This window comes from Lentzea sp. HUAS TT2 (assembly GCF_051853195.1).
In the GTDB taxonomy this organism is placed as follows: domain Bacteria; phylum Actinomycetota; class Actinomycetes; order Mycobacteriales; family Pseudonocardiaceae; genus Lentzea.
Genome location: NZ_CP196667.1, coordinates 8455068 through 8480408, shown reverse-complemented (window position 1 = coordinate 8480408; position 25341 = coordinate 8455068). Strand labels below are relative to the sequence as shown.

17 protein-coding genes are annotated in these 25341 nt (G+C 70.0%); 9 read left to right on the top strand and 8 right to left on the bottom strand.

The features are described 5' to 3' along the window. Positions 1 to 18: 18 nt before the first annotated feature. A complete protein-coding gene (locus tag ACSHWB_RS40145) occupies positions 19 to 1443 on the top strand; it encodes an alpha/beta fold hydrolase (RefSeq protein WP_439664751.1) in 1425 nt (474 codons plus the stop codon). Here ACSHWB_RS40145 and ACSHWB_RS40140 read toward each other — a convergent pair. After that, positions 1440 to 2900, bottom strand: a complete 1461-nt coding sequence (locus tag ACSHWB_RS40140; protein WP_439658546.1) for a carboxylesterase/lipase family protein — start codon at positions 2898 to 2900, stop codon at positions 1440 to 1442. The two genes, ACSHWB_RS40145 and ACSHWB_RS40140, sit on opposite strands and share 4 nt — an antisense overlap. Positions 2901 to 2905: 5 nt before the next feature. Beyond that, positions 2906 to 3805, bottom strand: a complete 900-nt coding sequence (locus tag ACSHWB_RS40135) for an MBL fold metallo-hydrolase (protein WP_439658545.1) — start codon at positions 3803 to 3805, stop codon at positions 2906 to 2908. 101 nt (positions 3806 to 3906) lie between these two features. Here ACSHWB_RS40135 and ACSHWB_RS40130 point away from each other — a divergent pair, with 101 nt between their 5' ends. Together ACSHWB_RS40130 and ACSHWB_RS40125 are read left to right on the top strand one after the other, a co-directional pair. After that, positions 3907 to 4788: a helix-turn-helix transcriptional regulator gene (locus ACSHWB_RS40130; RefSeq protein WP_439658544.1), complete on the top strand. Its 882-nt coding sequence runs from the start codon at positions 3907 to 3909 to the stop codon at positions 4786 to 4788. Between the two features lie 304 nt (positions 4789 to 5092). Beyond that, complete coding sequence (locus ACSHWB_RS40125; RefSeq protein ID WP_439658543.1) at positions 5093 to 5686, top strand: hypothetical protein; 594 nt, start codon at positions 5093 to 5095, stop codon at positions 5684 to 5686. 18 nt (positions 5687 to 5704) lie between these two features. On the opposite strand, the gene ACSHWB_RS40120 is transcribed toward ACSHWB_RS40125, so the two are convergent. Then, positions 5705 to 8605, bottom strand: a complete 2901-nt coding sequence (locus tag ACSHWB_RS40120; RefSeq protein WP_439658542.1) for a tetratricopeptide repeat protein — start codon at positions 8603 to 8605, stop codon at positions 5705 to 5707. 271 nt (positions 8606 to 8876) lie between these two features. Between ACSHWB_RS40120 and ACSHWB_RS40115 the strand changes: the two genes are divergently transcribed. After that, complete coding sequence (locus ACSHWB_RS40115; RefSeq protein ID WP_439658541.1) at positions 8877 to 11630, top strand: M48 family metalloprotease; 2754 nt, start codon at positions 8877 to 8879, stop codon at positions 11628 to 11630. Here the strand turns inward: ACSHWB_RS40115 and ACSHWB_RS40110 are convergent. Beyond that, positions 11627 to 12325 carry a nitroreductase gene (locus tag ACSHWB_RS40110; protein WP_439658540.1) on the bottom strand — a complete coding sequence of 233 codons (699 nt, stop codon included), beginning with the start codon at positions 12323 to 12325 and terminating at the stop codon, positions 11627 to 11629. The genes ACSHWB_RS40115 and ACSHWB_RS40110 overlap by 4 nt on opposite strands. A gap of 86 nt (positions 12326 to 12411) precedes the next feature. On the opposite strand from ACSHWB_RS40110, the gene ACSHWB_RS40105 reads away from it, so the two are divergent. Continuing rightward, entirely contained in the window at positions 12412 to 12876 is a 465-nt protein-coding gene (locus ACSHWB_RS40105; RefSeq protein WP_439658539.1) for a winged helix-turn-helix transcriptional regulator, read from the top strand. Positions 12877 to 12882: 6 nt separating this feature from the next. Here the strand turns inward: ACSHWB_RS40105 and ACSHWB_RS40100 are convergent, their stop codons facing one another. Continuing rightward, a complete protein-coding gene (locus ACSHWB_RS40100; RefSeq protein ID WP_439658538.1) occupies positions 12883 to 13569 on the bottom strand; it encodes a ferritin-like domain-containing protein in 687 nt (228 codons plus the stop codon). A 520-nt stretch (positions 13570 to 14089) separates the two neighbouring features. On the opposite strand from ACSHWB_RS40100, the gene ACSHWB_RS40095 reads away from it, so the two are divergent. Continuing rightward, positions 14090 to 15883, top strand: coding sequence for an ABC transporter ATP-binding protein (locus ACSHWB_RS40095; protein WP_439658537.1), 1794 nt, complete (start codon positions 14090 to 14092; stop codon positions 15881 to 15883). A gap of 40 nt (positions 15884 to 15923) precedes the next feature. Here the strand turns inward: ACSHWB_RS40095 and ACSHWB_RS40090 are convergent, their stop codons facing one another. The 3 genes from ACSHWB_RS40090 to ACSHWB_RS40080 form a co-directional block, all read right to left on the bottom strand. Further along, the gene (locus ACSHWB_RS40090; protein ID WP_439658536.1) at positions 15924 to 19103 is read right to left on the bottom strand and encodes a S8 family serine peptidase; all 3180 of its coding nucleotides are present in this window, start codon (positions 19101 to 19103) and stop codon (positions 15924 to 15926) included. Positions 19104 to 19273: 170 nt separating this feature from the next. Continuing rightward, positions 19274 to 19735, bottom strand: a complete 462-nt coding sequence (locus ACSHWB_RS40085; protein WP_439658535.1) for a hypothetical protein — start codon at positions 19733 to 19735, stop codon at positions 19274 to 19276. Positions 19736 to 19753: 18 nt separating this feature from the next. Then, positions 19754 to 20416, bottom strand: coding sequence for a Type 1 glutamine amidotransferase-like domain-containing protein (locus ACSHWB_RS40080; RefSeq protein WP_439658534.1), 663 nt, complete (start codon positions 20414 to 20416; stop codon positions 19754 to 19756). A gap of 50 nt (positions 20417 to 20466) precedes the next feature. Here ACSHWB_RS40080 and ACSHWB_RS40075 point away from each other — a divergent pair, with 50 nt between their 5' ends. The 3 genes from ACSHWB_RS40075 to ACSHWB_RS40065 all read left to right on the top strand — a co-directional run bounded on the left by ACSHWB_RS40075 (position 20467) and on the right by ACSHWB_RS40065 (position 25296). After that, entirely contained in the window at positions 20467 to 21717 is a 1251-nt protein-coding gene (locus tag ACSHWB_RS40075; protein WP_439658533.1) for an MFS transporter, read from the top strand. Between the two features lie 67 nt (positions 21718 to 21784). Continuing rightward, positions 21785 to 24022, top strand: a complete 2238-nt coding sequence (locus ACSHWB_RS40070) for a glycoside hydrolase domain-containing protein (RefSeq protein WP_439664750.1) — start codon at positions 21785 to 21787, stop codon at positions 24020 to 24022. Continuing rightward, positions 24019 to 25296: a glycosyltransferase gene (locus ACSHWB_RS40065; protein WP_439658532.1), complete on the top strand. Its 1278-nt coding sequence runs from the start codon at positions 24019 to 24021 to the stop codon at positions 25294 to 25296. The genes ACSHWB_RS40070 and ACSHWB_RS40065 overlap by 4 nt, the downstream gene beginning before the upstream one ends. Positions 25297 to 25341: the final 45 nt, after the last annotated feature.

Below are 25341 nucleotides of genomic sequence, written 5' to 3'. Positions count from 1 at the left end.
AGGAAACCCTTGCGTCCCATGCTGTCCGTGGTCGTGCTGATGGGCTCCGTGCTCTGCACCAGCGGTGTCGCCTCCGCCGCGGAGCGTCCGGACTGGAAACCGTGCTCGGCGGTGGCCGCCGGGTGGAACAAGGACGACCAGCGCACCGAATGCGCGATGGTCTCGGTGCCGCTCGACCACGCGAACCCCGGCGGGCGGCGGATCGAGATAGCCGTCAGCAGGCTCAAGGCCACCGGTGACCTGACCGGTGCGATCCTGGTGAACCCCGGAGGCCCCGGCCAGCAGGGCGTGACGATGCCGGGTCATCTCGCCGCGAGCAAGGCAGGCGGGCTCAACGCCCGGCACGACCTCGTCGGCTTCGACCCGCGCGGCATCGGTTACAGCACAGCCGTTCCGTGCGAACGCGACGAGACGCAGCCGGACCCGTCGTTGTCCCCGAAGGAACGCGCCAGGTTCGCCGCCGAACGCGACGCGAAGCGCAACCGCGAGTGCTTCGACCGCGACCCGGACCTCGTCCGCTCCATGACGACCGAGAACGTCGCCCGCGACATGGACGTGATCCGCGAGGCACTCGGCGAGACGAAGATCGGCTACTACGGGATCTCGTGGGGCACCGGGCTCGGCGCGCTGTACCGGACCCTGTTCGACGACCACGTGAGCCGGATGCTGCTCGACTCGGTCGTGCCGCCGGTGCTCGACGTGAAGACGATGGACGACGGCCAGGCCAACGCGGGCGAGAACACCTTCCACGAGTTCGCCGCCTGGATCGCCCGCTACGACACCGTCTACCACCTCGGTTCGACCCAGACCGTTGTCGCGCAGGCACTGCTGGACCTGCGGGCCGAGCTGACCGCACACCCGCGCACGATGCCCGACGGCAGCGTCGTCGACGGCGACACCGTGAACATGATGTACGCCAACCCCCTCAAGGAATGGGCCGGCCTCGCCGCCCAGCTCAAGTCCATCAAGGACACCGGGGCGGCGCCTGCTCAGAACCGGCCGGGCGGCCTCGGCTGGGACGCGGACGTCCAACGCTACGACCCGTTCCCGCAGACCGCCTTGCTGTGCAACGACTCGCCCAGCCCACGCGACTTCGAGACCGTGTGGCGCCACCACGAGGAGCGCGTCGAACACTTCCCCGTGGCCGGCCGGTTCGGACTCTACGAACAGCGCTGTGTCGGCTGGCCGACCGAGGGCAGGCCGTGGGACCTCAAGGCGGGCAAGAGCCCTGTGCAGCTCGTCGGCCACCTGTACGAGCCGGTGACGCCGATCGGCTGGGCCCTGGAGATGCGCGGTCGCATCGGCGGGGACCTGATGACGATCGAGGACGACGCCCACGGCTCGTTGCAGGACCTGCCGTGTGCCGAGGCCGCGGTGACGTTCTTCGACACCGGCCGCACGTCGAGGAGCAGCTGCGCGGGTGCGCCGGTTCCAGCCCCTTAGGCTCGTTCCCACACCCGCCTTTCCGCGCCGCGCGGGTCGTCGACGGTGCCGCTGTCCACGTCGAACCGCATGGTGGTGCGCCTGTCCGGGGTGTAGCGCGGCCAGCCGGGATCCCCGGTGCGGGCGAAGCGGACCCAGCTGTCGTGGACCCGCGTGACGAGGGACGGCGGCACTTCGCCCTCGCCGAGCAGCCTGTTCGGCCCGTGCAGCGAGGGCAGGCCGGTCAGCCCGAACACGAACGGGAGCTCGACGGTGTGCGTGGCGCCGAGCGCGCCGTCGAGCGCGGGTGACCGCCACGCGAACTCGTAGGCGAAAGCCCGTGAGCGACGGGCGTACGCCTCGGCGAGCGCCCAGGTGCCCGCGCCGAACAGGGCGTCACCGAGGACGGCCGACCGGATCTCCCCGTCGGTGGCCGCCGGACGTTGCTCGCGGTAGGTCTTGGCCAGCCGCACGGGGTCGGGGTGCGCCCTGGCCGCGACGGCGTCCACGTCCGCGCTGGTCGAGCTGTCGTACGTGCCGAACGGGACCAGGTAGAGGTTGCCCTCCTCGGTGTTCGCGCCGATCAGCAGGTCGACCTCGGCGACGGTGGCGTCCGCGGGTTGCGTGTCGAGCACGAGGCTGAACGGGCTCAGCCCGACCAGCGGATCGGTGTGCGTCGCGGTGCGCAGGTCGATGCCCGCGAGCCGGGACGCCGTCTCGACGAGACGCTCGTCGGAGATCTCCGCGAATGCTCGAGCGCTCGCCTCGATGCCGAGGAGATCGGCGGCGGCACGGGTGACGCGGGACGCCTGCTCGGGGGAGAAGGCACCCAGGCCGCTTCCACTTTGGACGATCGCGCGCTGGAACAGCCCGGTGGCCTCCGGTGTGGCCAGCAGTCCGCCGACGATGGTCGCCCCGGCGGACTGGCCGAACACCGTGACGGTGCCGGGGTCGCCGCCGAACCCGGCGATGTTCTCCCGCACCCAGCGCAGTGCCGCGACCACGTCGAGCAGGCCGCGGTTGGCCGGTGCGCCGGGAACGTCGAGGAACCCCGCGACACCGAGGCGGTAGTTCAGGGTGACGAGCACGACGCCGTCACGGGCGAACGCCGACCCGTCGTACGACTCGGCGCGTCCCGAGCCCGCGACGAAACCGCCGCCGTGCACGAACACCATGACGGGCAGGCCGGTGGCGGTGGGATCCGGCGTCCAGACGTTGACGGTGAGGTAGTCCTCGCCGCGGTGCCAGCCGTCACCGAAGTAGGCGCGCAGGTCCATGGAGCCGAGCAGGCGCGGCGCCTGCGGGGCGGTGGGCCCGAACTCGGTGGCGTCGCGCACGTCCCGCCACGGCTCGTGCTCCACGGGTGCCGCGAACCGGCCGGCGCCGATGGGTGCGGCGGCGTACGGGATGCCGAGGAACGCGGTGATCCCGTCCCGGCTCAGCCCGCGCACGGGGCCTCGGGTGGTGACTACCTCCATCGGCTTCACCTCTGTCCGTACGAGGAGAAGGGCGCCCAGTCCTTGATGGCGAACGTGTCCGCGTCGCGTGCGACCTCGACGGCGCCGCCGCCGGGGAAGTGTGCCGGGAACACCAGCGTGCGGGTGTCCGCGGCCTCGCCCAGGATCCTGCGGCGGGTGGCGCGGGCCTCGGCGGGGTTCTCGCAGAAGCAGCTGTTGGCGTCCGGTTCGAGGACCTGCACCGGCGCGTGCATCAGGTCGCCCACGAACACCGCGCGGTCCGTGCCGGAGGCGAGGGTCAGGACGCTGGAGCCCGGGGTGTGGCCGGGTGCCGGTTCCAGGCGCAGGTTGGCGTCGATCTGGTGGCCGTGCTCCCACAGGTGCGTCAGACCGGCCTCGTGCACGGGGGCGACGCTGTCCTCGAAGACGTTCTGGTTGCCGCGGCCGAGCAGGGCGGGCCTGTTGTTGGCGGGGTTCCAGAAGTCGAAGTCGTCCTTCGGCATCAGGTAGGTGGCGTTGGGGAAGGTCGGCACCCAGGTGCGTCCTTCGAGGCGGGTGTTCCAGCCGACGTGGTCGATGTGCAGGTGGGTGTTGACGACGACGTCCACGTCCTCGGGGCGGACGCCGGCGCGGGCGAGGTCGCCGAGGAAGTCCGTGGCGAGATGGCTCCACACCGGGGCGTAGGGGCGCTCCTTGTGGTTGCCGACGCCGGTGTCGACCAGGATCGTCCTGCCCTCGCTGCGCACCAGCCACGTCTGGATCGCGGCGCGCACGTGCCCGGTCGCGGGGTCGAGGAACTCCGGCGCCACGCCCTCCCAGACCTGTTCCGAGCTCTCGGGGAAGAAGACCTCGGGCGTCATCTCCACCGAGCCGTAGTACTCCCAGACGCGGGTGACGGAGACGTCTCCCAGTTCGATCGTGTCCATGCCGTCGATCCTGCGAACCCCGGCCGCGGGCAACCAGACCCGCCCTTGCCTACCACTGACGTGGTCAGGCTCGGCGGGACCGATCTGCGCATACTGGCTGGATGAGCGGACAGGGACAGCTCGCCGAGTACCTCCAGGCCTGCCGGGCGCGCCTGCAGCCAGAACAGGTCGGTCTGCCGACCTACGGCGAACGGCGCCGGGTCCCCGGCCTGCGCCGCGAGGAGGTCGCCGGCCTGGCCGGTGTCAGCGCCTCCTACTACGTCCGGCTGGAACAAGGACAGGCGCTGCACGCGTCGCAGGAGGTCGTGGCCGCACTGGCCCGAGCGTTGCAACTGACCCCCGACGAACACGCCCACCTGCGCGAACTGGCCCAGCCACGACGCCACCGCACCGCGCCGAAGCCACCACCGGAACGCGTCTCGCCCGACACCGCCGAGCTCGTCGCCACGCTGGCCCAACCGGCGATCCTGCTGGGCAGGCGCGGCGACGTGCTGGCGTGGAACCCGCTGGGCCACGCCTTCCTGGCCGGCCACCTCGAGTACTCCAGCCCGCAACGCCCCGCGGACCGCCCCAACATGACTCGGCTGATCTTCCTCGACGCGCACACCCGCGCCCTCTACCGGAACTGGGCGGTCAAGGCCCGTGCCGTGGTCGGCAACCTCCGCCTCACCACCGGCAAGTACCCGGAGGACCAGGAACTGAGCGCCCTCGTGGGCGAGCTGGCGACCCGCAGCCCCGAGTTCGCGACGATGTGGGCAGGCCACCGCGTCCGCGCCTGCGACAGCACCGTGCACCACATGCACCACCCCGTCGCGGGGGAGGTCGTGGTGAAGCAGCAGACGCTCCGCATCCCGCACGCCCCGGACCAGACGCTGACCGTCGTGACGGCGGAACCCGGTTCGGCCGCGGAGGCCGCGCTCACGTTGCTCGGGCAGGCCGTGGCGATGGGACGGGCGCCTGCCGGCTACCTGACGACCCGGTAGCGCTGGTGGTCCGCGTCGAACGCGTGGAGCCGTTTTCGGCAGCCGAGCCGGAACAGGGCGATGACCTCGGTGGACAGTGCGACATGACCGGGTACGTGCACGGGGCTGGAATGGTTCAATCGCCAGGGGAGATGTGAGCATGAGCACTTGGCCGTGATGTTCTCGTGTTCGTTTCGTAATATCGCGCCGCGTATGAGCATGCCCCGTCCCCAACGCAAGGTGTTCCCGAATGCCGGGCCGACATAGTACGAAGCCAGCCAGCCGTACGCTGCCCATCGCAGTCGCCGTCACCCTCGGCGCGGCCTTGGCCGCGACCACCTGGGTGGTCCGCTCTTCCGACCAGCCGGTCGATCCGGCCGGCGCGGCCGCTTTCCTGGGCGCCTCGTCGAGCTCCGTGAGCCAGGACCTGCGGCCTGCCACGTCCTCGAGCTCCGCGCCGTCGTCCTCGGAAGCCCCGGTGACCACCACGCCGCCTCCGGTGACCACGACGACGTCCGAGGCCCCGCCGCCCCCGCCGCCTCCACCTCCACCTCCACCGCCGCCCTGCCCGACCACGCTGGAAGGCACCAAGCCGCACGTGGCGCAGGTGGGCCACCACATCGCGGGCAAGTTCGGCGTCGAGGACATCGGTGGTGCCGTCGGCCGCGGTGGCTCCGGTGAGCATCCCCAGGGCCTCGCGCTGGACTTCATGGTCAACACCGCCACCGGCAACGCCCTGGCCGACTACGTGCTGGCCAACCAGAAGGCGTTCGGCGTCACCTACGTGATCTGGCGCCAGCGCTACAACGACGGCAGCGGCTTCACGCCGATGGAGGACCGCGGTAGCCCCACGGCCAACCACATGGACCACGTGCACGTGTCGTTCAAGGCGAGTGCGACCGTCAACGTCACCTGCTGACCTCGTGGAGCGGCGTTCTCAGGCTCTGCCGTCCCGCGGACCGGCAGGCGTGTCCCCGCCGCACAACGCGATACCCGCCGTCGCACGGGACTGCTCGTCCTTGTCGCCGGTCTCGGTCGCGAGCGCCAACGCCTCCCGATAGGCGGCGGGCGCACCCGGCCTGCCGGTCGCGCGCAGGGCCTCGGCGAGGCTGTTCAGCGTGTTCGCCTCGCCGTAGCGGTGCCCGGTCGCCCGGAAGATCTCCAGCGCCTCCTCGAGCAGCCCGATCGCCTCCTCCTCGCGGCCCAGGTGCACGTGGAGCTGGCCCAGGGTGGACAGCGCCGAGGCCTCCCCGTAGCGGTGCCCCAGGTCGCGGAAGTGGGCGAGCGCGTCGTGCAGGTGCGCCACGGCCGTGGCCTGGCGGCCGAGGTGCGTGTACGCCTCGGCCAGGTTGGTCAGCGCGGCCGCCTCACCGGCGCGGTCACCGAGCTCGCGGAACAGGTCCCTGCCCGCGTTCAGGGCCTCGGACGCACCCGCGTGGTCGCCCGTCTGGCCCTGCACGGTGCCGAGGTTGGTCAGCACCGAGGCCGTGCCGTGCCGGTCGCCCAGCTCGCGGTACCGGGTGAGCGCCTGGCGGAGGTACCCGATCGAGGCGCCGACGTCGCCGAGCCGGTCCTCGATGATGCCGAGGTGCGACAACGCGCGGGCCTCGCCGGCGCGGTCGGAGCCGTTGCGGTGCAGGCGCAGTGACTGGCGCAGGCGGGCCGCCGCGGGGCCGTAGCGGCCGAGTAGCCGGTGCACCGCGCCCAGGTTCGTCAACGCGCGCGCCTCGCCCTCGCGGTCGCCGACCAGGCGTGCCGCGCGCAAACCGTTGGTGTGCACGACAAGTGCCTCGGAGTGGTACCCGGCCTCGAGGTAGCGGTACAGCATCTCGGCCAGCCGCATCGCCTGTCGTGGGCGGTCGTGACCGGCGGCGAACGCGCAGAGGTCGGTCAGGTTGGGCCGTTCCGCGTCGAGCCACGCGCGCATCCTGGCCGGGTCGGCCACCGGTGCGGCCGCCTGGCCGGTGGGGTAGACGATCTCCATCGCCGCGGCCGTGGAAGTCAGGTAGTGGTCGAGCAACCGGTCGAACGCCGCGGGCCGTTCGGGTTCGTCCTGTGCCAGGTCGACGGCGTAGGCGCGGAGCAGGTCGTGCATGCCGTGCCGCCCGGCCGGACCGCGGTCGACCAGGTGCGCGCGGACGAGCACGTCCAGCAGCCGGCCCGCGACGTCCGGGCGCCGGTCGGCGAGGGCGGCGGCGCAGGGCACGTCGAAGTCATGGCCGGGGTGCGCGCCCAGTAGCCGGAACAGCCGCGCGGCCTCGGCCGGAAGGTGCTTGTAGGACCAGGAAAGCACCTCGCGCACCGCCGCCCGGTCGTCACCGCCGGCGTCGAGCAGGCGCAGTCTCCGCTGCCGGTCGCCGAGCTCTCGGATCAGCTCGGCCGGCGCGGTCTCCGGCCGGCTGACCACGAGCTCGGCGGCCACCCGCAACGGCAACGGTAGGAACGCGCACTGTTCGGCGAGCTCCGCCACCACCGCGGGCTCGGCCCGCACCCGGTCACCGATCAGCTTGCGCAGCAACACGATCGCGTCACCCCGCCGCAACGGCCTGAGGTCCAGCCGCCGCGCGCCGTGCACCGCGACCAGACTCGCCAGGCTGTCCCTGCTCGTCACGACGACCACGCACGACGGCGCACCGGGCAGCAGCAGCCGCACCTGCTCGGTCGCCGCCGCGTTGTCCAGCACGATCAGCAGCCGCCGGTCGGCCACCTCGGTCCGGTACCGGGCGGCACGCGCGTCCACGTCGACGGGGATCGCGGCCGCGGCGACCCCCAGCGCTTCCAGGAACCCTCCCAGCACGTCCGCGGTGGCCACCGGCTTCCCGGACTCGTAACCGCGCAGGTTCACGTACAACTGGCCGTCCGGGAACCCGGAGCGCAACCGGTGTCCCCAATGGACGGCCAGTGCCGTCTTGCCCACCCCGGCCGTCCCGCACACCGCGATCACCGCCGTGGCCGCCGGGTCGCGTTCGGCGAGCAGCCCGTCGAGCGCGGCCAGTTCCGTTGCCCGGCCCAGGAAACCGGGCGCGTTACCGGGCAACTGCGCCGGCGCCGGACCTGCACGATGAGACCGGACCGGTGGTTCGTCAAGCAACGCCGCATGCGCACCAACGAGTTCCGCCCCCGGACCGATCGCGAGTTCCTCCCGCAGCGCCCGCCGAGTGCTGTCGTAAACGGCGAACGCGTCCGCACGCCGACCAGCTGCCGCGTAGGCGCGTACGAGAACCGCCTGCACCACTTCGTCCAACGGGTGGTCGGCCGCGTGCTCCACCAGCAGTGGCAACAGGTCCACCGCCCGGCCGAGCCCGATCATCGTCTCGGCGTGGGCGAGCAACGCGGTGCGTCGTTCGCCCAGCAACGCGACGACTTTCGCGTGCCCGGTCAGTCCGGGTTGGTCGGCGAGCGGCCGCCCCTGCCACAGCCCGAGCGCCGTGCCGAGCAGTTCGGCGACCTCCTCCGCGACGCTGGTCCGACCGGCCGCCGACACGAGTTCGCGGAACCGGTCCACGTCGACCTCGTCGTCCGCGATGCGCAACGCATAGCCGTCACCGACGAACGGAATGCTGGTGCTGCGCGCATACCGGTGCCGCTCAGGGTCGAACAACCGGCGCAGGTGCTTGACGTGCGTCTGGATCACGTTGGTGGCGCTGGGCGGCGGGTTCTCACCCCACAGCGCGTCGACCAGGTCCGCCCGCGGCACCACCCGCCCGCCGGACAGGGCCAGCAGCCCGAGCACCGCGCGCCTCCCCGCCGGACCGAGTTCGATCTCCCGGCCGTCCTGCCAGGCCCGCACCGGGCCGAGAACCTGGACGCGCAACAACACCCCCCGTGCCATCGCCATGCTGGCACAGGCCGTTCGATCACGGCAACGGCCGAATCCTGTTGGTAAGCGGTCGAATCCAGCGTCCGTTCAGTCCACGTCCAGTCGTCCGGAGCAGCGTCGGCTCCTGACCCCCGGCCACGCCCGAATTCTGTTCCAGGTGGAATTCGCCTACGACGATCGAGTGAGAAGTGCGCGAACCCTCGCACGTCCGAACGACCAGGAGAACCCTCTGCTGGGGCCGATCTTCGCGGGTCGAGGAGCGTTCAGTGCCGCTGCGGGGAGGTCGGCGATGACAGAGGCGCATGGCGTGCCTGCAGGGACGACAACGCGGTTCACGCTGCTGATCGCGGTGGTCGCGGCCACGAGCTCGACCATGTTCATGCTCCTGCACCTGCTGGTGCCGGCGAACGCGGCTCGTCAGGTGGAGGCCCAGAAGCGCTGCTTCGCGGAGGTGTCCGGCCTGCCGGAGGACGTGTCGTGGCGCGCGCAGGCCGCCTCGCGCGTGAAGCGGTGCCTGGCGCCTGTGTACCTCGACGAGGTGTCGTGGGCGGGATATGGGCTCGCGCTGCTGTTCGGCTTGGCGGTGGTCCTGTACTGGCTGCACCCGTGGTGGATCATCCGCCGGAGCCGATCGGTCCCGTTGTCCGCTGGGGGCAGCCCGGAGTTGCTTGCCTACCTCGGCGACGTGAGCCGGCAGGTCGGACTGGCCCGCTCCCCGGAGTGGCTGCTCGCGCCGTACGCCACGGCCGGTGGGCGGGCGTTCGGTCACGTCCGGCGCCGCCGCGTGCAGCTCAACGCGGGGCTGGTGGTCCTGTACGCCACCGATCGGGCGGCGTTTCGCGCGGTGGTGCTGCACGAGCTGGCGCACCTGTGGCACCGGGACGTGGACAAGACCTACCTGACCATGGCGATCTGGCGGGCGTTCGTGGTCGTCGCCCTGATCCCGTTCGTGGTCGGCCTGCTGCTCGCCGTTCCACTCGGCTGGCCCGTGACGGCCCTGACGAGCCACTGGACGGGAACGCTGGCCGTACTCGTCTCGCTGCTGGCGCTCACCGTGCTGGTGTACCTGACCCGCAACGCGATCCTGCGCGTCCGGGAACTGCACGCCGACGCGATCGCCGCCGTCCACGACGGACCGGACGGCGCTCTCCGTGGCCTCGTCGGCCGCCTCCGGATACCGACCGGCCCGCGGTGGCGGGCGTTGCTGAGCACGCATCCCGATCCCCGGCAGCGGCTGGCCGTGCTCGACGACCCGGCCGTCCTGGCGCGCCCCAGCCTGTGGGTGCTGGCCGGTGCCGGGATCGCGGCGGGCATGCTCGCCACCAACTTCAGCTTCGTGCTCGATCTCCTGTTCGTGACGACCGCGGCCCTCAACAGGGGCCTGGTCGGGCTGGTGGTCGCGCTGGTCCTCACCGGGTTGCTCGCCGTCACGCTGTGGCACGCCGTTGACCTGCCCCGGCGGACGTTGTTGCTCTGCCCGGTGGTTCTCGCTGCCGGGTTCGTGCTCGGCGAGTCCCTGTCGCTGCTCCACGCGACCGTCGGGTGGGACCAGCCGTTCGCCGGTCTGGGCGGAGTCGCGGCCGTTGTCGTCACCACGCTGCTGCTGGTGGCCGGCGGGGTGCTGCTGTCCGGATGGACGCTGTCCGTCCTGCGCCTCGCACTGACGCCGCGTCGGTGGGCGCCTTTGGCGGTGGTCGCGGCTGCCGGAATCGTTGCCGCGCCCTGGTTCGCCGCGTGGTTCGTCCTCCGCGACCTCGGATTGGCGCTGTGGACGCCGATCTTCGGTTCCGTCCCCGGTACCGGTGCGGAGATCGGCTGGTACCGCACGCTCGCCTGGTGGACCGACATCACCTGGCCCCCGCTGCAGTACGTGACCGGCAACCCGCTCACCCTGCCCGGCCTGACCCTGCTCTGGCTCGTGCCGATCGTCATCACGTTCCGCCGCCATGGAACTGCCCTGCGTCTCCGCCAGGCGTTGACCATCGGACTGGGCGGTGGCGTCGCCGTGATGATCATCGGTGTGGCCCTGTCCTACGTGGCCAAGTCCGCCTTGCCGCTGAACGTTCGGCAGGACACCACCTTCACGACCGAGACCACCTACTTCGGCTACGTGCAGCTGTGCACGTACATCACCGTGGCAGTGCTCGCACAAGCCGTAGTCGCCGGTCTCGTCGCCGCCCGCGTCCGCCGGTACCGTCCCGCCCTCATCGCGCTCGCGGTGTCCGTGACGGGAACACTCGCCACCATCGGCTGGCTCGCCGTCCTCCTGTTCAGCCGCTGCATCGACCTGTACGGAACCGCCCCGGCGAGTTGTGCCCCGGTCGTCGGCCTCACCGATCTCACCGGCTACCTGCACACGATTCTGGTCAAGGGCTTGATTCTGGCGGTTCCGGGCGCGCTGCTCGGCGCGGCGATCGCTGCCCTGCTGCGGCGACGCACCCCGGAACCCGCCGATGCCCCTGGTGTGCCCACGTCCGCTCTGCCCGTCGCTCTGCTGGCAGTGGTCATGATCGTGGCCGCGCTACCCGGACTTCCGGGAGACTGGAACACGTGGACCGGGTACGTGAACTCGTCCACCGCCGCACCCGACGACGAGAAGCCGCCGCCCACCAACCCGCCAGAGACCACAGTGGACACTTGTGTGGTCGGGACGTGGGTCGAGACCTCCAACGAGTCGCACGTGAAGTCTCCCGCCGGGGTCGACGTGCGGTTCACCAGCAGCGGCCGGGTCCAACGGTTCCGCGCGGACGGCACCGCGGTTCTCGACTTCGGCACCGAGAACGTCACGACCGGAACGCTCAACGGGAAGACGCTTCGATCGGTCAGCTCAGGAACGATCACCTTCACGTACGACACCGAAGCCGGCCAGATCCTGTACAGCAACCCGACGGCCAGCGGAACCACCACGGTGACGATGGACGGTGTGGTGCAGCAAACCGGTCCACTCGAGGCGGGCGTGGAGCCGGAGCAGTACACCTGTCAGGGCGACACCATGACGCAGACCGGCGCCGCGTTCACCATCCGGCTGACCCGCACCGGCTAGGCGGAGTGCCAGGTCACGGCGGCGTCGGTGTTCGCACGGGTGGTGCGGAAACCGTTGGCCGGATGCGCCGTGTCGGGGTACCCGAACGAGACCCCGACGACGACCCGCCGGGACTCCGGAAGCCCGAAGTGGTCGCGCAGGAAGCCGGAGTACCCCGCGAGCGCGGCCTGCGGCGCCGTGGCGATGCCAAGGCTCTGCGCGGCGAGCAGGAACGAGTTGAGGTAAAGCCCGCAGTCGATAGCGCCGTACACGCCGAGGTCGGCCTCGGTGGTGATGATCGCGACGTGCGGCGCGTCGAACAGCTCGAAGTTGCGCAGCATCTGCCGGCCCGCGCCCTCGTGATCGCCGCGCTCGATGCCGAGGCTGGTGTAGAGCTGCTTGCCGCACTCCCGCCGGCGTTCCTGGTAGACGCCCGTGTACTGGGTGGGGAAGGGGAAGTCCGGCTGGCCCGGGTTGTTCTGCAGGTGCTCGAGCAACTGCGTGCGCAGCCTGTCCGTCGCGGCGCCTTCGGTGACGGTCACGTGCCACGGCTGCGTGTTGCACCAGGACGGCGTGCGCTGGGCGAGGGCGAGCACCTGCTCGATGGCGTCCCGCGGGACCGCCTCGGGCAGGAACTGCCGGCAGGTCCACCTCTCGGCGAGCAACCGCTGCAGCGTCTCGTGCAGGTCAGGGGGCGTGACGGTGGCCGCGCTCACGGGAACCTCCAAGGCAGTCTCTTTTCGAGACTGAAACTAGCACGAAGACGGTCTCGAAAAGAGACCATCTTCGGTAGCATCCGTTCATGCGGTACGAACAGCTCGCCGACCTGCCCTGCTCGATCACCCGCCCGCTGGTGGTGCTGGGGGACAGGTGGACGTTGCTGATCCTGAAGGAGGCGTTCGCGGGCGTGAGGCGCTTCAACGCGTTCCAAAGCGGCCTGGGAATCCCGCGCAGCCGCCTGCAGGACCGCCTCGGCCGCCTGGTGGACCACGGCATCCTGGTGCGCCAGCAGGCCGCCGACGGGGACCACGCCGAGTACCGGCTCAGCCGCAAGGGGCACGACCTCTACCCGATCCTGATGGCGATCAGGGACTGGGGCGACACCCACATGGCACCGGACGGGCCTCCCGTGCACTACCGGCATCGCGACTGCCCCGGCGAAGCACGGGTCACCCTGGCGTGCGACTGCTGCGGAGAACGAATGACAGCGCACGACGTCGTGCCCGAGGCCGGTCCCGGTCTTCTGGTCCACGTCGCCGAGTCGTAGGCAACTTCAGGACGCGCCCGTGCGCGCAGCATGATGCGCCTCGCCGTTCATGATCCCTTGCTGTCGAACGATCTCGAGCGTCTGCAGGACGAACTGCCAAGGCCCGACGTCGAGCTGCCGCAGTCCCTGCGCGTGGTCGTGCGCGACCGTCACCACGGCCCCGACGAACAGCAACCACCAGAACGCCCGAGCAGGCCACCAGACCCGGCCGAGCCGGGCCTGGTGGAACGGAACGTGCCGCTCCTCGTCCTGCAGGATCCGATCCGCGACGGCAGCGGTGAGCGGGTCGCGACAGCCGTCCCGCAACGCCCGGTAGTACCGCAGCGCCACGGTCTCGGCGATGAGTAGCATCATCAGTTCCAGCCGCAGCCCCAGCGCACGACGCAGCCGCACGAACACCGCGTCCGTCCAATGTGAACTGATCGTCGGCTGACCGGCCGCCCGCAGCAGGTGCTCCAGCATCCGCGCGTGGTTCTGCTCCTCGGCGACGAACAACCGCACCGCCGCGCCGTACGCACCGCCACCTGCCTTGGCGATCAGGTTGGCGCCGTCGCCGGACTCGCCGACCTGGAACCGCTGCACGCTCTTGACGACGTCGGGGTGCAGCCGGGCGCCGACGGCCCAGTCGGGATCACCGATCCGCTCCCGGCGTGCCGCTTCGGCCTCGAAGCTCTCGACCCATGTGGTGAACATGAAGGGAGGACGGCCGGGTCGCCGCATTCGTTGGCCGGGTTGTGGGGAGGTTCTGTGAAGGTTCGGTGTGCGCGACCTTGCCTTCGATGTTCTTGCGCGGGACGCCGTCCACGTCCACGCAGAGCCCGAAGACGCGGTCCCTGGTGGTCCAGCCGTTGATCCGACCTCGGTTGTTCCCGATCTGCACCCGTTGTCCGGCGATCGCGGTCACCCGGTGCAAGTAGGTCGTTCCGGCGACCCGCACTAGCACGATGTCGTCCACGTCGAGCTTCGCCGTGTCGACCCGGTCGGGCGGAACTGCACCTTTTCGCCCCGCGCGACCCTAGCCGCGATGGCGTCCAACATCCCCACGAGTCGAAGCTTCGACGGCGGGCTGGGTCTGTGCAATGCATTTTCGGTTGACGATGACAACGATTCCGTGTGGCGCAGGCTGCTCCCGCGGCGATATTCGATCGCTGCCACCCGGCCATCTGCGGCAGCATGAGGAACCTGAGCGCGCACGGAAGGGGGTGGGACGTTCGTGCCAGAACCGGAAAGGCCTGTACGCAAGAACGCGGTACCACTAGCTCTACGCCTGTACGGAAAAGAACTGCGCCGCCACGGTTTCATGACCGTGGGCGCACTAGTGCTACCCGCGCTGGGCGTCACGTCCCAGCTCTACCTGGCCCCGTTGGCCATAGGTGCGCTAGTCGGAAAGCTGGCAAGCGGAGGCGGCACAAATCCAGGCACCGTCCTCCCGTACGTGCTGGCCTTCGGCGGCTTCATGCTGCTGTCGGAACTGTTGTGGCGCATCGGCCTGCACTGCCTCAACCGCGTGGACGGCCGAGGGATCGAACACCTGTCCGCCCTCGCGATGGACGAGCTGCTGGGCAAGGACGCGGCGTTCTTCCACGACAACTTCGCCGGCTCGCTCACCAAACGGGTGCTGAGCTTCGCGTTCCGCTTCGAGGACTTCGTGGACGCGATGGCGTTCAAGGTCTTCGCCAACCTCATCCCGCTGGGGTTCGCCTGCGTCGTGCTGTGGAGCTACCACCCGTTGCTCGTCGCGGTGCTGATCGGCCTGATCGTCATCACGGGATGTGTGGTCGCGCCGCTCATCCGCCACCGCCAGCGGCTGGTCGACCAACGAGAGGCCGCTATCGCCCAGGTGTCCGGGCACGTCTCGGACACGCTCACGAACATGGAGACGGTGCGGGCGTTCGCGGCCGAGCATCGAGAAGGCGCGGAGCACCGGAGCCGTGCCGCCAAGCAGCGGACGCTGGCGCTGCGGTCGTGGGACTACAACAACCTGCGCATCGACACCGTGATCGCGCCGCTGTCCGTGCTCACCAACGTGCTCGGCCTCGTGGTGGCGATCGGGGTCAGTGACGGGCTCGGTGTGGAGGCGATCGTGGTCACGTTCGCGTACTTCGGGAACGCGACGCGGATCATGTTCGAGTTCAACCAGATCTACCGGCAGGTGGAGAGCGCGCTGACCGAGGCGGCGCAGTTCACCGAACTGCTGCTCGACCCGCCGACGGTGCTGGACCCGAAGAGCCCGGAACCGTTGCGGGTGAAGGATTCGCAGGTGCGGTTCGAGAACGTCGTGTTCACGCACGGCGGCGGCGAGCCGTTGTTCGACGGGCTCGACCTGGACATCCCGGCGGGCACGCGGATCGGGCTCGTCGGCCGGTCCGGCGGCGGTAAGACCACGCTCACCCGCTTGCTGCTGCGACTGATGGACGTCGATCGGGGGCGCGTCCTCATCGGCGGGCAGGACATCGCCCGGCTGAGCCAGGCCGATCTGCGCGGGCTGATCGGGTACGTGCCGCAGGACCCGGCCATGTTCCACCGGACGTTGCGCGAGAACATCGCGTTCGCGCGGCCGGGCGCTACCGACGCCGAGATCTACGGTGCCGCGCATGCCGCGCACGTGACGGAGTTCGTGGATGCGCTACCCGACGGGTTCGACACGATGGTCGGGGAACGCGGTATCAAGTTGTCCGGTGGGCAGCGGCAACGGGTCGCGCTGGCTCGCGCCATCCTGCGGGACGCGCCGATCCTGCTGCTGGACGAGGCGACCAGCGCGCTGGACTCGGAGAGCGAGGTGCTGGTCCAGGAGGCGCTGTGGCGGCTCATGGAGGGACGTACCGCGATCGTGGTGGCACACCGGCTGAGCACGGTCGTGCGGATGGACCGGCTGATCGTGCTCGACCGGGGCCGGATCGTCGAACAGGGCACGCACGCGGAACTGCTCGACGCCGAGGGGACCTACGCGAAGCTCTGGCGCCACCAGTCCGGCGGCTTCCTCGACGAGGCGGTCAGCACTCGTTGATCAGTCCACAAGGGACTGATCAACGAGTGACCGAATCAGACTACTTCAGGGTGTACGCCTGGATCACCGTCTGGTCGACGGAGCCCTGGGCGTCACCGGTCTTCGCCTTGAACGACACCGACTTCGCGTTCTTCGGGTGAGGCAGCGTTAGCAGCCACTTGCCGCCGGCCTTGAACACGGTCGTCCGCTGCCAGGTCTTGCCCTCGTCGTAGGAGACCTCGACCTGGGGCGTGCGGACGTCGGTGACATCGGCCTTGGCACCGTTGCGCTGCACCGTCACCGGGATGGTGAGCACACTGCCCGCGCGGCCCTGGTTCTGCTCGTCCAGCCTCGGCTCGAACCGGACCGCGAGCAGCGGCAACGCCTTGGCGAGGTCGCCCGGCACGGTCTCCGAGCTGAACGTCCAGTCCGCCGTCACCTTCGACGAGAGCGGGTCGCGGTTGCCCTCGGTGTGCAGCTGGTAGGTGGCCTTCGCCGCGGGCACCGGGGTGAACAGGTAACCCGGTTCCCCGGACTCGGCGATCACCTTGCCGTTCGCGGACAGCCTGGTGCTGCCCTTGCTGTTGCCGAAGTCGATCGTCTGGTGCTCACCGGTGCCGTCGGCGAACAGCTGCGTGTTCGCGAACAGCTGGTCACCCTGCCGTCCCGCCCAGGACCCGGTCACCTCGGCCGGGAACGCCGGGAAGGCCGGCCCGAACACGGCGGTGTTCCACTGCTCCGTGCTCTTGGCGCCACGCTTGAACGTCTTCGCGTTCACGTCGACCACGACGCTCGGCGGCACCGCCGGGCCGAAGTCCTCGAACAACGACCGGCTCCACGCCACGCCGGGCGTGTAGAACTCCTTGAGCTTGAAGGGGAGCGGGCCGTAGACGCCGTTGTTGCGACTACCGCTCGAGCCGGGGACGCGGGCCTTCAGCGTGGCGTCGACCTGGGCCATGTCCCGTTCGCGTTCGCTGTGCCTGATCGCGGCGGGGAGCCCGTTCTTGCCCGCGGTCTGCGAGTGGAACTGGTACGGGCTGCCGTAGAACGTGCCTTCGGTGTTCTGCTTGGCGAACACGCTGGCCGCGGACCACGTGAAGCCCTCGGCCGACGTGGCCGACGGGTGGACGTAGAAGTCCTTCCAGCTCCGGGTGCCCCAGCCGCTGCCGTAACCGAAGTCGCCGGTGTCGAGTTGCACGGTCAGCGACCCGTCCGCCTGCGTGACGTCCTGGCGGTCGACGGTGATCGACGGCTCCTTGGCCGTGCGGGCGTCGAAGGTCAGGGTCTTGGTGCCGGTGATCTCGACGGACGGTTCGTACGCCACGGTGAGCTTGTTGCGCACGGCCGGATCGCCGGAAGGCGTGTCGAAGAACGTGCTCACGAGGTACTTCCCCTTGGGCACGCGGATCTTCGCGGTACCGGTCGGGGCCGCGCCCTCGACGAACGTGCGGCGGTCGTAGCCCAGCAGCAGGTACCGCCACGCGTCGGCGGGCTTGCCGTCGTGACCGATGTAGGTGAGCGTCACTTCGTAGCTCTCGGGCTCCTTGTGCACGCCGATCGGCACGCGGACGCCGTTGGACGCGACGATCGCGGCGCCGTACACGCCGTCCGGGACCGCCACGCGGGTGTCGGCGGTGACCGCGGCCTCCGCGGTGCCTCCCGCCGGGACGGTCAACTGAGCAGGGGACACGCTGAACAGGCCGTCCGCCGCCGGCTTCTGCTCGGCGACGGTCAGGTCGAGCGTGAGCGGCTCGGTGCCGGTGTTGCGGTAGGTGATCTTCTTGGTGATCGGCTGGTCGTCGTCGTGCGGCCACTGCGCCGTGCCGAAGCCGACGCTGGCCGGGGTGGCGACCGGGCTGCTGGTGACCGCGCGGGCCACGTCGACGCGTCCGGCGCCCTGGTCGAACACACCGGAGTCGGCGTAGGGCTTGGCGGAGTTCATCAGCGTGGTCTTGATGTCCTGCGCGGACCACGCGGGGTTCTTCGCCGCGAGGATCGCCGCCGCCCCCGCGACGTGCGGTGCCGCCATCGACGTGCCGGACAGGGACACGTGCCCCTCGTCGACCGGGGTACCGATGACACCGTTCTTCGCCTTCGCCGCGACGATGTCCACACCGGGCGCCGTGATGTCCGGCTTGATCGCCCCGTCGCCGACGCGAGGGCCGCGGCTCGAGAAGGTGGCCAGCTTCTCGGTGCGGTCGACCGCACCGACGGTCAGCGCGGCGTCCGCGGCCGCGGGGGAGGCGACCGGGCCGCCCGAGTTGCCCGCCGAGACCACGAACAGCGCGCCGTGCTCCGCGGTGAGCCGGTTGACGGCCTGCGACACGAGGTCGGTGCCGTCGCTCGGTGCGTTGGTGCCGAGGCTCATGTTGACGACGTCGGCCTTGGCCGCGGCCCACTCCATGCCCTCGATGACGCCGGACTCGCTGCCGCTGCCGTTGTCGTCGAGCACCTTGCCGTTGAACAGCTTCGCGTCCGGCGCGATGCCCTTGTACCTGCCGTCACCGGTGATCGTCGACGCGACGTGCGTGCCGTGGCCGAACTTGTCGTCGGTGGTGGCAGCCGGCGTGAAGTTCTTCTCCTCCACCACAGAGCCCTGCAGGTCGGGGTGCGTGGTGTCGATGCCGGTGTCGAGCACGGCGATCGTGGCGCCGGACCCGGTGAAGCCCTGCTGCCACGCCTGAGGTGCCCCGATCTGGGCGGCACTGCGGTCGAGCGAGGCGGTGATCTTCCCGTCGAGCCACACCTTGGCCGCGCCGGTGGTGCGCGCCGCCGACCAGAAGCCGCCCTTCTTGTCGGCCTTCACGGCGTGGGCGCCGATGCTCGGCAACGACTTCGCGTCCGCCGAACGCAGCGCGGCCCCGCCCTCGACGATCAACGGGATCGTGTCGCGCGCGGCGTCGTCGTACCCGGACCGCGCGAGCAGCGAGACGTCGAACAGCCGCTGGTCGAGCGCACCCGACGTGATCTGCTGCTGGACGTCGAGCGGGATGACGTGCAGATCGCCCCGGTCGTCCGTGTAGTGGTGGAACCGGACGCCTTCGCGGCCCTTCGCCGCGTGCGTCTGCACCTGCCCGTTGGACACGTGCACGAGGTCACCGGTGATCAGCGTGACCGTTGTCGTCAGACCACCCGCGTCGACGTGCTGCGCTGCGGTGGTTTCCCCCATGGCCGGAGGTACGGCCGCCGTGGTGACACCCACGGCGGCCGCGAGTCCTGCGGCGAGAATCGATTTCTTCAACGCGAACTCCCCATGTTCTGCGTTACCGAAAGGGCGATGTTGCCCTCAGTAACAGAGATACCGCAGAGAGTTGCCCTGTTGCGTCGTTTGAGGTCATCTGCCCGAATCGGGGTGTTCTACTCCGATTCGGCCACGCGGCGCGGCCGCTTCAGGGACCATGTCCGGCCGAGCTAGCGCAGGTGCCTGCCGATCCGCTCGAACTCGGCCGCCATCTCCGGGGACGCGAGGAAGTCGTCCAGGCGCGCGGAGACCTCGAAGTCCACCGACTCCAGCGACCGGATCGCCAGCTGCTCGACGAACTCGGGGTCGCGGTCGGCGAGGAAACCCGCCCAGTGCTCCAGGGCCTCCAGCGCCCACAGCACCTGCGGGTCCATGTCGCCGTCGGACAGCGTGCCCTCGTCGATCGTGTCCAGCCACGCGCGCAGCTGGTCCGGCGTGCTGCCCGCGGGGTCCGTGCGCGCCTGTTCGAACGCCTGCCGGGCGTCGTCGTCGAACTCGGTCTCGGCCGCGTCCGCGAGGTCGTCGCCCGTGGTCAGCCGGACCACGGTCTCCGCGCAGAACCGGTGGCGTCTCTCGTCGTCGGCGGCCGCGACCAATTCGTGGACGGCCTGCTCAACCTCGTTGTAGTGCACGGCGTCATCCAACCAGGGCTAGGAGGGGAACCGCTTCCACTGTCCCTCGGAGACGACCTCGACGGTGCCGTCCGCAACCTTGACGGCCGTCTGGTCGTCGATCGCGTACGCCGGCCCCGCGATCTCGGCCGCCCACCGCTCGGCAGCGGCCATGGTGTTGTCCGGCAGGAGACCCAGATGCGGGAAGATCGAGAAATCGACGACCCCGAGGGTGCTGTCGTCCCCACCGGGGGACGTCCACCCGACGAAGTCGTCACCGATCCTGGGGGTCATCACCATGCTTCCCGCACTCAGCCCCACCCAGACCTTGTCCTGCAGCGAGGGCAGCAGGTCCGCCAGCCCGGACTGCCGCATCCAGTGGCACAGGTACAGCGGGTCACCGCCGCCCACCAGCAGCACGTCGGCCTCCCGCACCCAGGGAACCCACCGGTCCTCGCCGACGCTGGGCAGCGCCGTCAACTCCAGGACGCCCAGCGACTTCCACCCCAGGTCGCACATGGGCAGCGGCGACTCGCCGGTGATGAAGCTCCAGGCCGACGCCGGCCCGCCGTACGAGCTGCCGTACGTCGCCGTGGGGATGCACAGGGCGGTGGAGCCGGCGATCGGCCTGCCCAGCAGGTCGACCAACGCATCGCGGATGCTCGGGTTGCTGACACCTGCGGACGTGAGAAGAAGCCTCACGCTTGCCTCCTGTACCTGGTCGTCATGACGCTCTGCTTGAAAAATCGTGTGTGCAGGAGGACAGACTGGATACCACAGCGAAACTCATCGGCGGCCGCCTGCCGACCCCGTTGCGGGAACGACGCTTCGCGCTGTACCTCGCCGGCCAGCTGCTCTCCCAGATCGGCGACGGCATCTACCTCGTCACGTTGCCGTTCGTCATGCTCGACCAGGGCGGCGGTCCAGCGAACCTAGGCGTGGTGCTGGCCTGCTACGGAGCGGCCAGGCTGGCCTTCCTCCCGGTCGGCGGAGCGCTCGCCGACCGTCTAGGAGCCCGGCCGGTGATGCTTGCCGCGGACGCACTCCGTGCCGTCGTCGTGCTCGGTTTCGTCGTACTCACCGCCTATGAACGCATTCCACTGTGGACCATGATCGCGGTCGCGGTTCCGTTCGGCGCGCTGGGCGGGATCTTCATGCCGGCCTCGTTCGCCGTGTTGCCGCAGATCGTGCGTCCCGAGTCGCTCGCGGCGGGCAACTCCCTGATCCAGATCATGCAGAGCACCTCGCGCATCGCGGGGCCGGCGCTGGGCGGAACGCTCGTCGGGTCGCTCAGGAGCGGTGTGGGGCTGCTGATCGACGCGATCACGTTCCTGGTGTCCAGCCTGACCCTGCTGGCGATCCGTCCGTCGCAGCAGCCGGTCGAAGCAGCGGTACAGCACCGCGACGGGCTGCGGACCTGGCGATCGGTGCTGCGGTACGCCTCCAGCACTCCGCTGGTGAGGATGACCCTGCTGACCACGCTCGTGTTCAACCTCGCCGCAGTCGGACTGATCGAGGTCGCACTGCCGATCTTCGCCCAGGACTCGCTGGGCCGGGGAGCCCTCGGGTTCGGGGTCATGATGGCCGGTCTCGGTGCCGGCTCGGTCGCGGGAGCTCTGCTGGGACCGGCACTGCTTCGCCTGCGGCGTCGCGGGCTGGTCGCGCTCTGCCTCGGCACCGCGGAGGGACTGGCGATGACGGGTATCCCGGTGGGGTCCTCGTTGGTGATGGCGACCGCTGCGTTGTTCACCGCCGCTTCCTTGCAGGCCACGGTGAACGTCTTCTACATGACGATGTTGCAGCAGGCAGTGCCTGCTGGAGCGCTCGGTCGAGTCATGAGCCTGCTGGCGACCTGTGCCGGTCTCGCCTATCCGGCGTCCGCTCTGCTCGCCGGGACGGCCCTGCGCACGGTCGACCCGCACATCGTGATCATCGTCGCCGGACTGGGGGTGTCGGCGGCGTTCTCGGTCGGATTCTTCAGCGGTCCGTACCGGAATCTCTGATTCGCGCCCGCCCACATGTTCATATCGCTGAAACCAACGGGCGCCCGCGCCGACATACTGTCTCGGCATCCTAAACGAGATTGATCCATTCATCGGAACGGCTGCCACCTCCCTGCCCGCGGCGCAAGGGCTGGCGGCCACTTGGTGGTGGCCGAAAGCGCAGGTCGGCAACACCCACCCCGGCGCGACGTCGCCGCTGGGCATGGTGTCCGCCTGCGCCTACTCCGGTGCCTATCCGACCGGCTACGGCCTCTACATGAAGAACACCGAGGGCCAGCCCGAGGAGTTGTTCGACCGGCTGCAGGCCTCCGGGTTCACGCACTTCCAGCAGTCCGGCACCGGCGCGATCCGCAAGTACTACAACTACGTGCGGGTAACGCCGATGGTGCAGCAGCTGGACGTCCTCGGCGAGGCCTGGCCGCTGCACGACGAGACGGCCGAAGCCGGGTACTACGCGGCCACCCTCGACACGAACATCCGGTGTGAGGTCACGGTCGGCGCCAAGGTCGCCGTCCACCGGTACACCTTTCCCGAACACCGCAGCGCGCGGCTCGTCGTCGACCTGTCGTGCGGCGGGCTGGCCATCGACCTCGGCCGCACGGTCCCGCTACGAGCGCACGTGGAAAGCCTGGGCAACGGCCGCGCTCAAGGCACGGTGGTCGTCGAGGGCGTGCCGTTGTCGGTGTACATCAGGGTCGACAGTCCTGGCTGGCGGCAGATGCTCTGGCACGACCGCCGGCTGATCGAGGGCGGCACGCGGCTCGACTTCGACCGCATCAGGCAGACCACGTTGCGCCCCTTCGGGATGCTCTACATGGGACCGACCACCGCGGGGCAGAGCGTCGAGATCCAGATCGGGTTCTCCCTGCGCGGCTGCGATCAGGCTAGGGAGAACCTGTACCGCGAGTGTGGTGACGGGGCGACGGCGTTCGACGTCGTCCGGGAGCAGACCACCGAGAGGTGGCGCGACCACGTGGGGCGGGTCGAGGTCGAGGGCGGGTCGCCCGCGCGGCGGCAGGTGTTCGCCACGGCGCTGTACCACTCGCTGGTCAAGCCGTGTTTCGCCGACGACGAGAGTCCGTTCTGGCCGTCGTCCGGGCCGTTCGTGTTCGACATCTGCACGATGTGGGACATCTACAAGACGCAGCTGCCGTTGCTCATGGCCATCTGCCCTGACCGGGCGGTCGATCTGCTGGAGTCGCTGATCCGGGTGTGCGAGGAGGAGGGCAACTTCCCCATCGGGTACCGGATGGCGCGCGGCGCGGACAGGTTCTTCCGGCAGGCGAGCGCGTTGGTCCACACCGCGCTGGCCGATGTGCACGCGCTCGGTCTCGGCGACCTGGACTGGACCTGGGCTCTTGTACACATGTACGACGACCTGCGCCGGATGTACGGCGAGGACTTCTACGAGCACGGCGTCGTGCACCCGATCTCGCACACGCTCGACCTCGCCTACGCCTGCCACTGCACGGCCGGTGTCGCACGGACGCTGAACGACGTCCAGCTCGCCGACGACCTCGACGCGCGCAGTCGCCTGTGGTCCAACGCTTTCGACCCGGAGACCGGGCTGCTGCTCGACTCGTCGTTCTACGAGGGCGGGAAGTGGAACTACTCGTTCCGGCTGCTGCACGACATGGCCGCGCGAATCGCGATGGTCGGCGGGAACGAGGCCTTCGTCAGCACGCTCGACGCGTTCTTCGGTTACGGCGCACCGCGGGTGACACAGCCCGGCAGGAAGCCGGACCCGGCGGAGATGGCGGCCGGCTACCTGCTGAACCGGTTCGAGGGGCTCAACAACGAGCCGGACATGGAAGCGCCGTGGTCCTACCACTACGCGGCCCGGCCGGACCGCACGGCCGAGATCGTGCACGCGGCGCTGACGTGGCAGTTCGGCACCGGTCGCGGTGGCCTGCCGGGCAACGACGACTCGGGCGGGCTGAGCTCCTGGTACGTCTGGGCTTCACTCGGCCTGTTCCCGGTCGCCGGGCAGAACCTGTTCCTCGTCAACGCGCCCGCGTTCAGCCACGCCACCCTGCACCTCGGGGACCGCGACTTCGTCATCGAGACGCGAGGGCACCGCGAGACGTCCATCAGTTCCGACGGGCTGGAAGAGCACCCGCCGCCGCAGTACGTGCAGTCCGCCCGGCTGAACGGCAAACCGTTGGACGCGGCGCATCTGCGCGCGACCGACGTCCACGCCGGCGGCCGGCTGCTGCTCGAGCTCGGCCCGCAGCCCTCCGAGTGGGGACGCAAGATCCTGCCGCCGTCCGTGTCCGATCCGCTCGGAAAGGGGGCTCGCACATGAGCAGGCCAAGCCGTCGTCTCGTCATCGTGGTCCGGGCCGACCCAGTCATCTGCGGTCACTCCGGAGAAGCCCGCAACCTGGCAGAGGCCGCGCTCACCCGTGGTTTCGACGACGTCCGGTTGCTGACGTGGCCGATACCCGTGCTGCAGGCGGCAGGTCTGCCGCTCAAGCCGCTGGACCGGATCCTGCCGTACAGCAAGGGAATCACCGTGGAACGGCCGGAGCCGGTCGGCGACTACCGGGTGCCCGACGGCCGTTACCTGGCCGGGTTGACGGGACGCCTGGTCGAGCTGCTCGCCGAACCGGTCCGCACCACCTGCGTCTCGATGTACCTCGCTCCGCACGACGCCGTGGTGCGCGACGCCGTCGACGCGGCCCGCGCGGCCGGCTACGCACCGGACGTCCACACCATCGCGAAGGCGGTCGGCTCGGACGTCACCAACGTGATCCGCTCCTGCCTGCGCGAGAGGCGGTTCGGGGCGGCCGTGGTCCTGTTCACCCGGTTCCTCGCCAACGACCAGGTGATCGCCGTGTCGGAGTACACCAGGCAGGAGATCATCGCCTGCGCGGAGGCCGTCGACTCCCACTGCGGCACCAGGTTCGCCCGCCAGTGCGTGCGCCGGCTCACGGTCAGCTACCCGCCGATCGACACCTCGGCCTACCTCGACCTCGATCCGGCGCTGGTGGACGCAGCCCTGAAACGACGCGGCCTGGAACGCGACGGCTACGTGTTGTTCCTGTCCAGGGTGACGCGCGCCAAGGGCATCTACGACCTGGTGGAGGCGTTCGCCCAGAGCCGGGCGCGGTCACGGCTGAAGCTCGTGATCGCCGGCAACGGCCCCGAACTGGAGCACCTGCAGGCGATCACCCGGCACGACGACCGGATCCTGTTCCTCACCGACGTGGAGGACGAGGAGAAGCCGTTGCTGATGAACGGCTGCGCCGCGTACGCGTTGCCGACCAAGCCGGAACCGGACTTCGTCGAGACGTTCGGCATCGCGCTGACCGAGAAGATGCTCGCGGGCGGCGGGCCGGTGATCACGACCACCACCGGAGGTGTCGGCGAGGCGGTGGGCGGGACGGCCGTCCTCGTCGAGGCGGGGAACGCCGCCCACATCGCCGCCGCGATCGACCGGGTGGTGTTCGACCTGTCGGCGGAGGAACGGCGGCTCATGGAGGACCGGGCACGCGAGCACGCCCTGTCCTTCGACCGCGTCCGGGTGTTCGACAGCCTCTTCGCCACGTCCGACGCACCTGTCGTCCTGACGGGATGAGTCCGGGCGGACAGGCCGGGGTCCGGGTGGGGGTGGAGCCTGCTC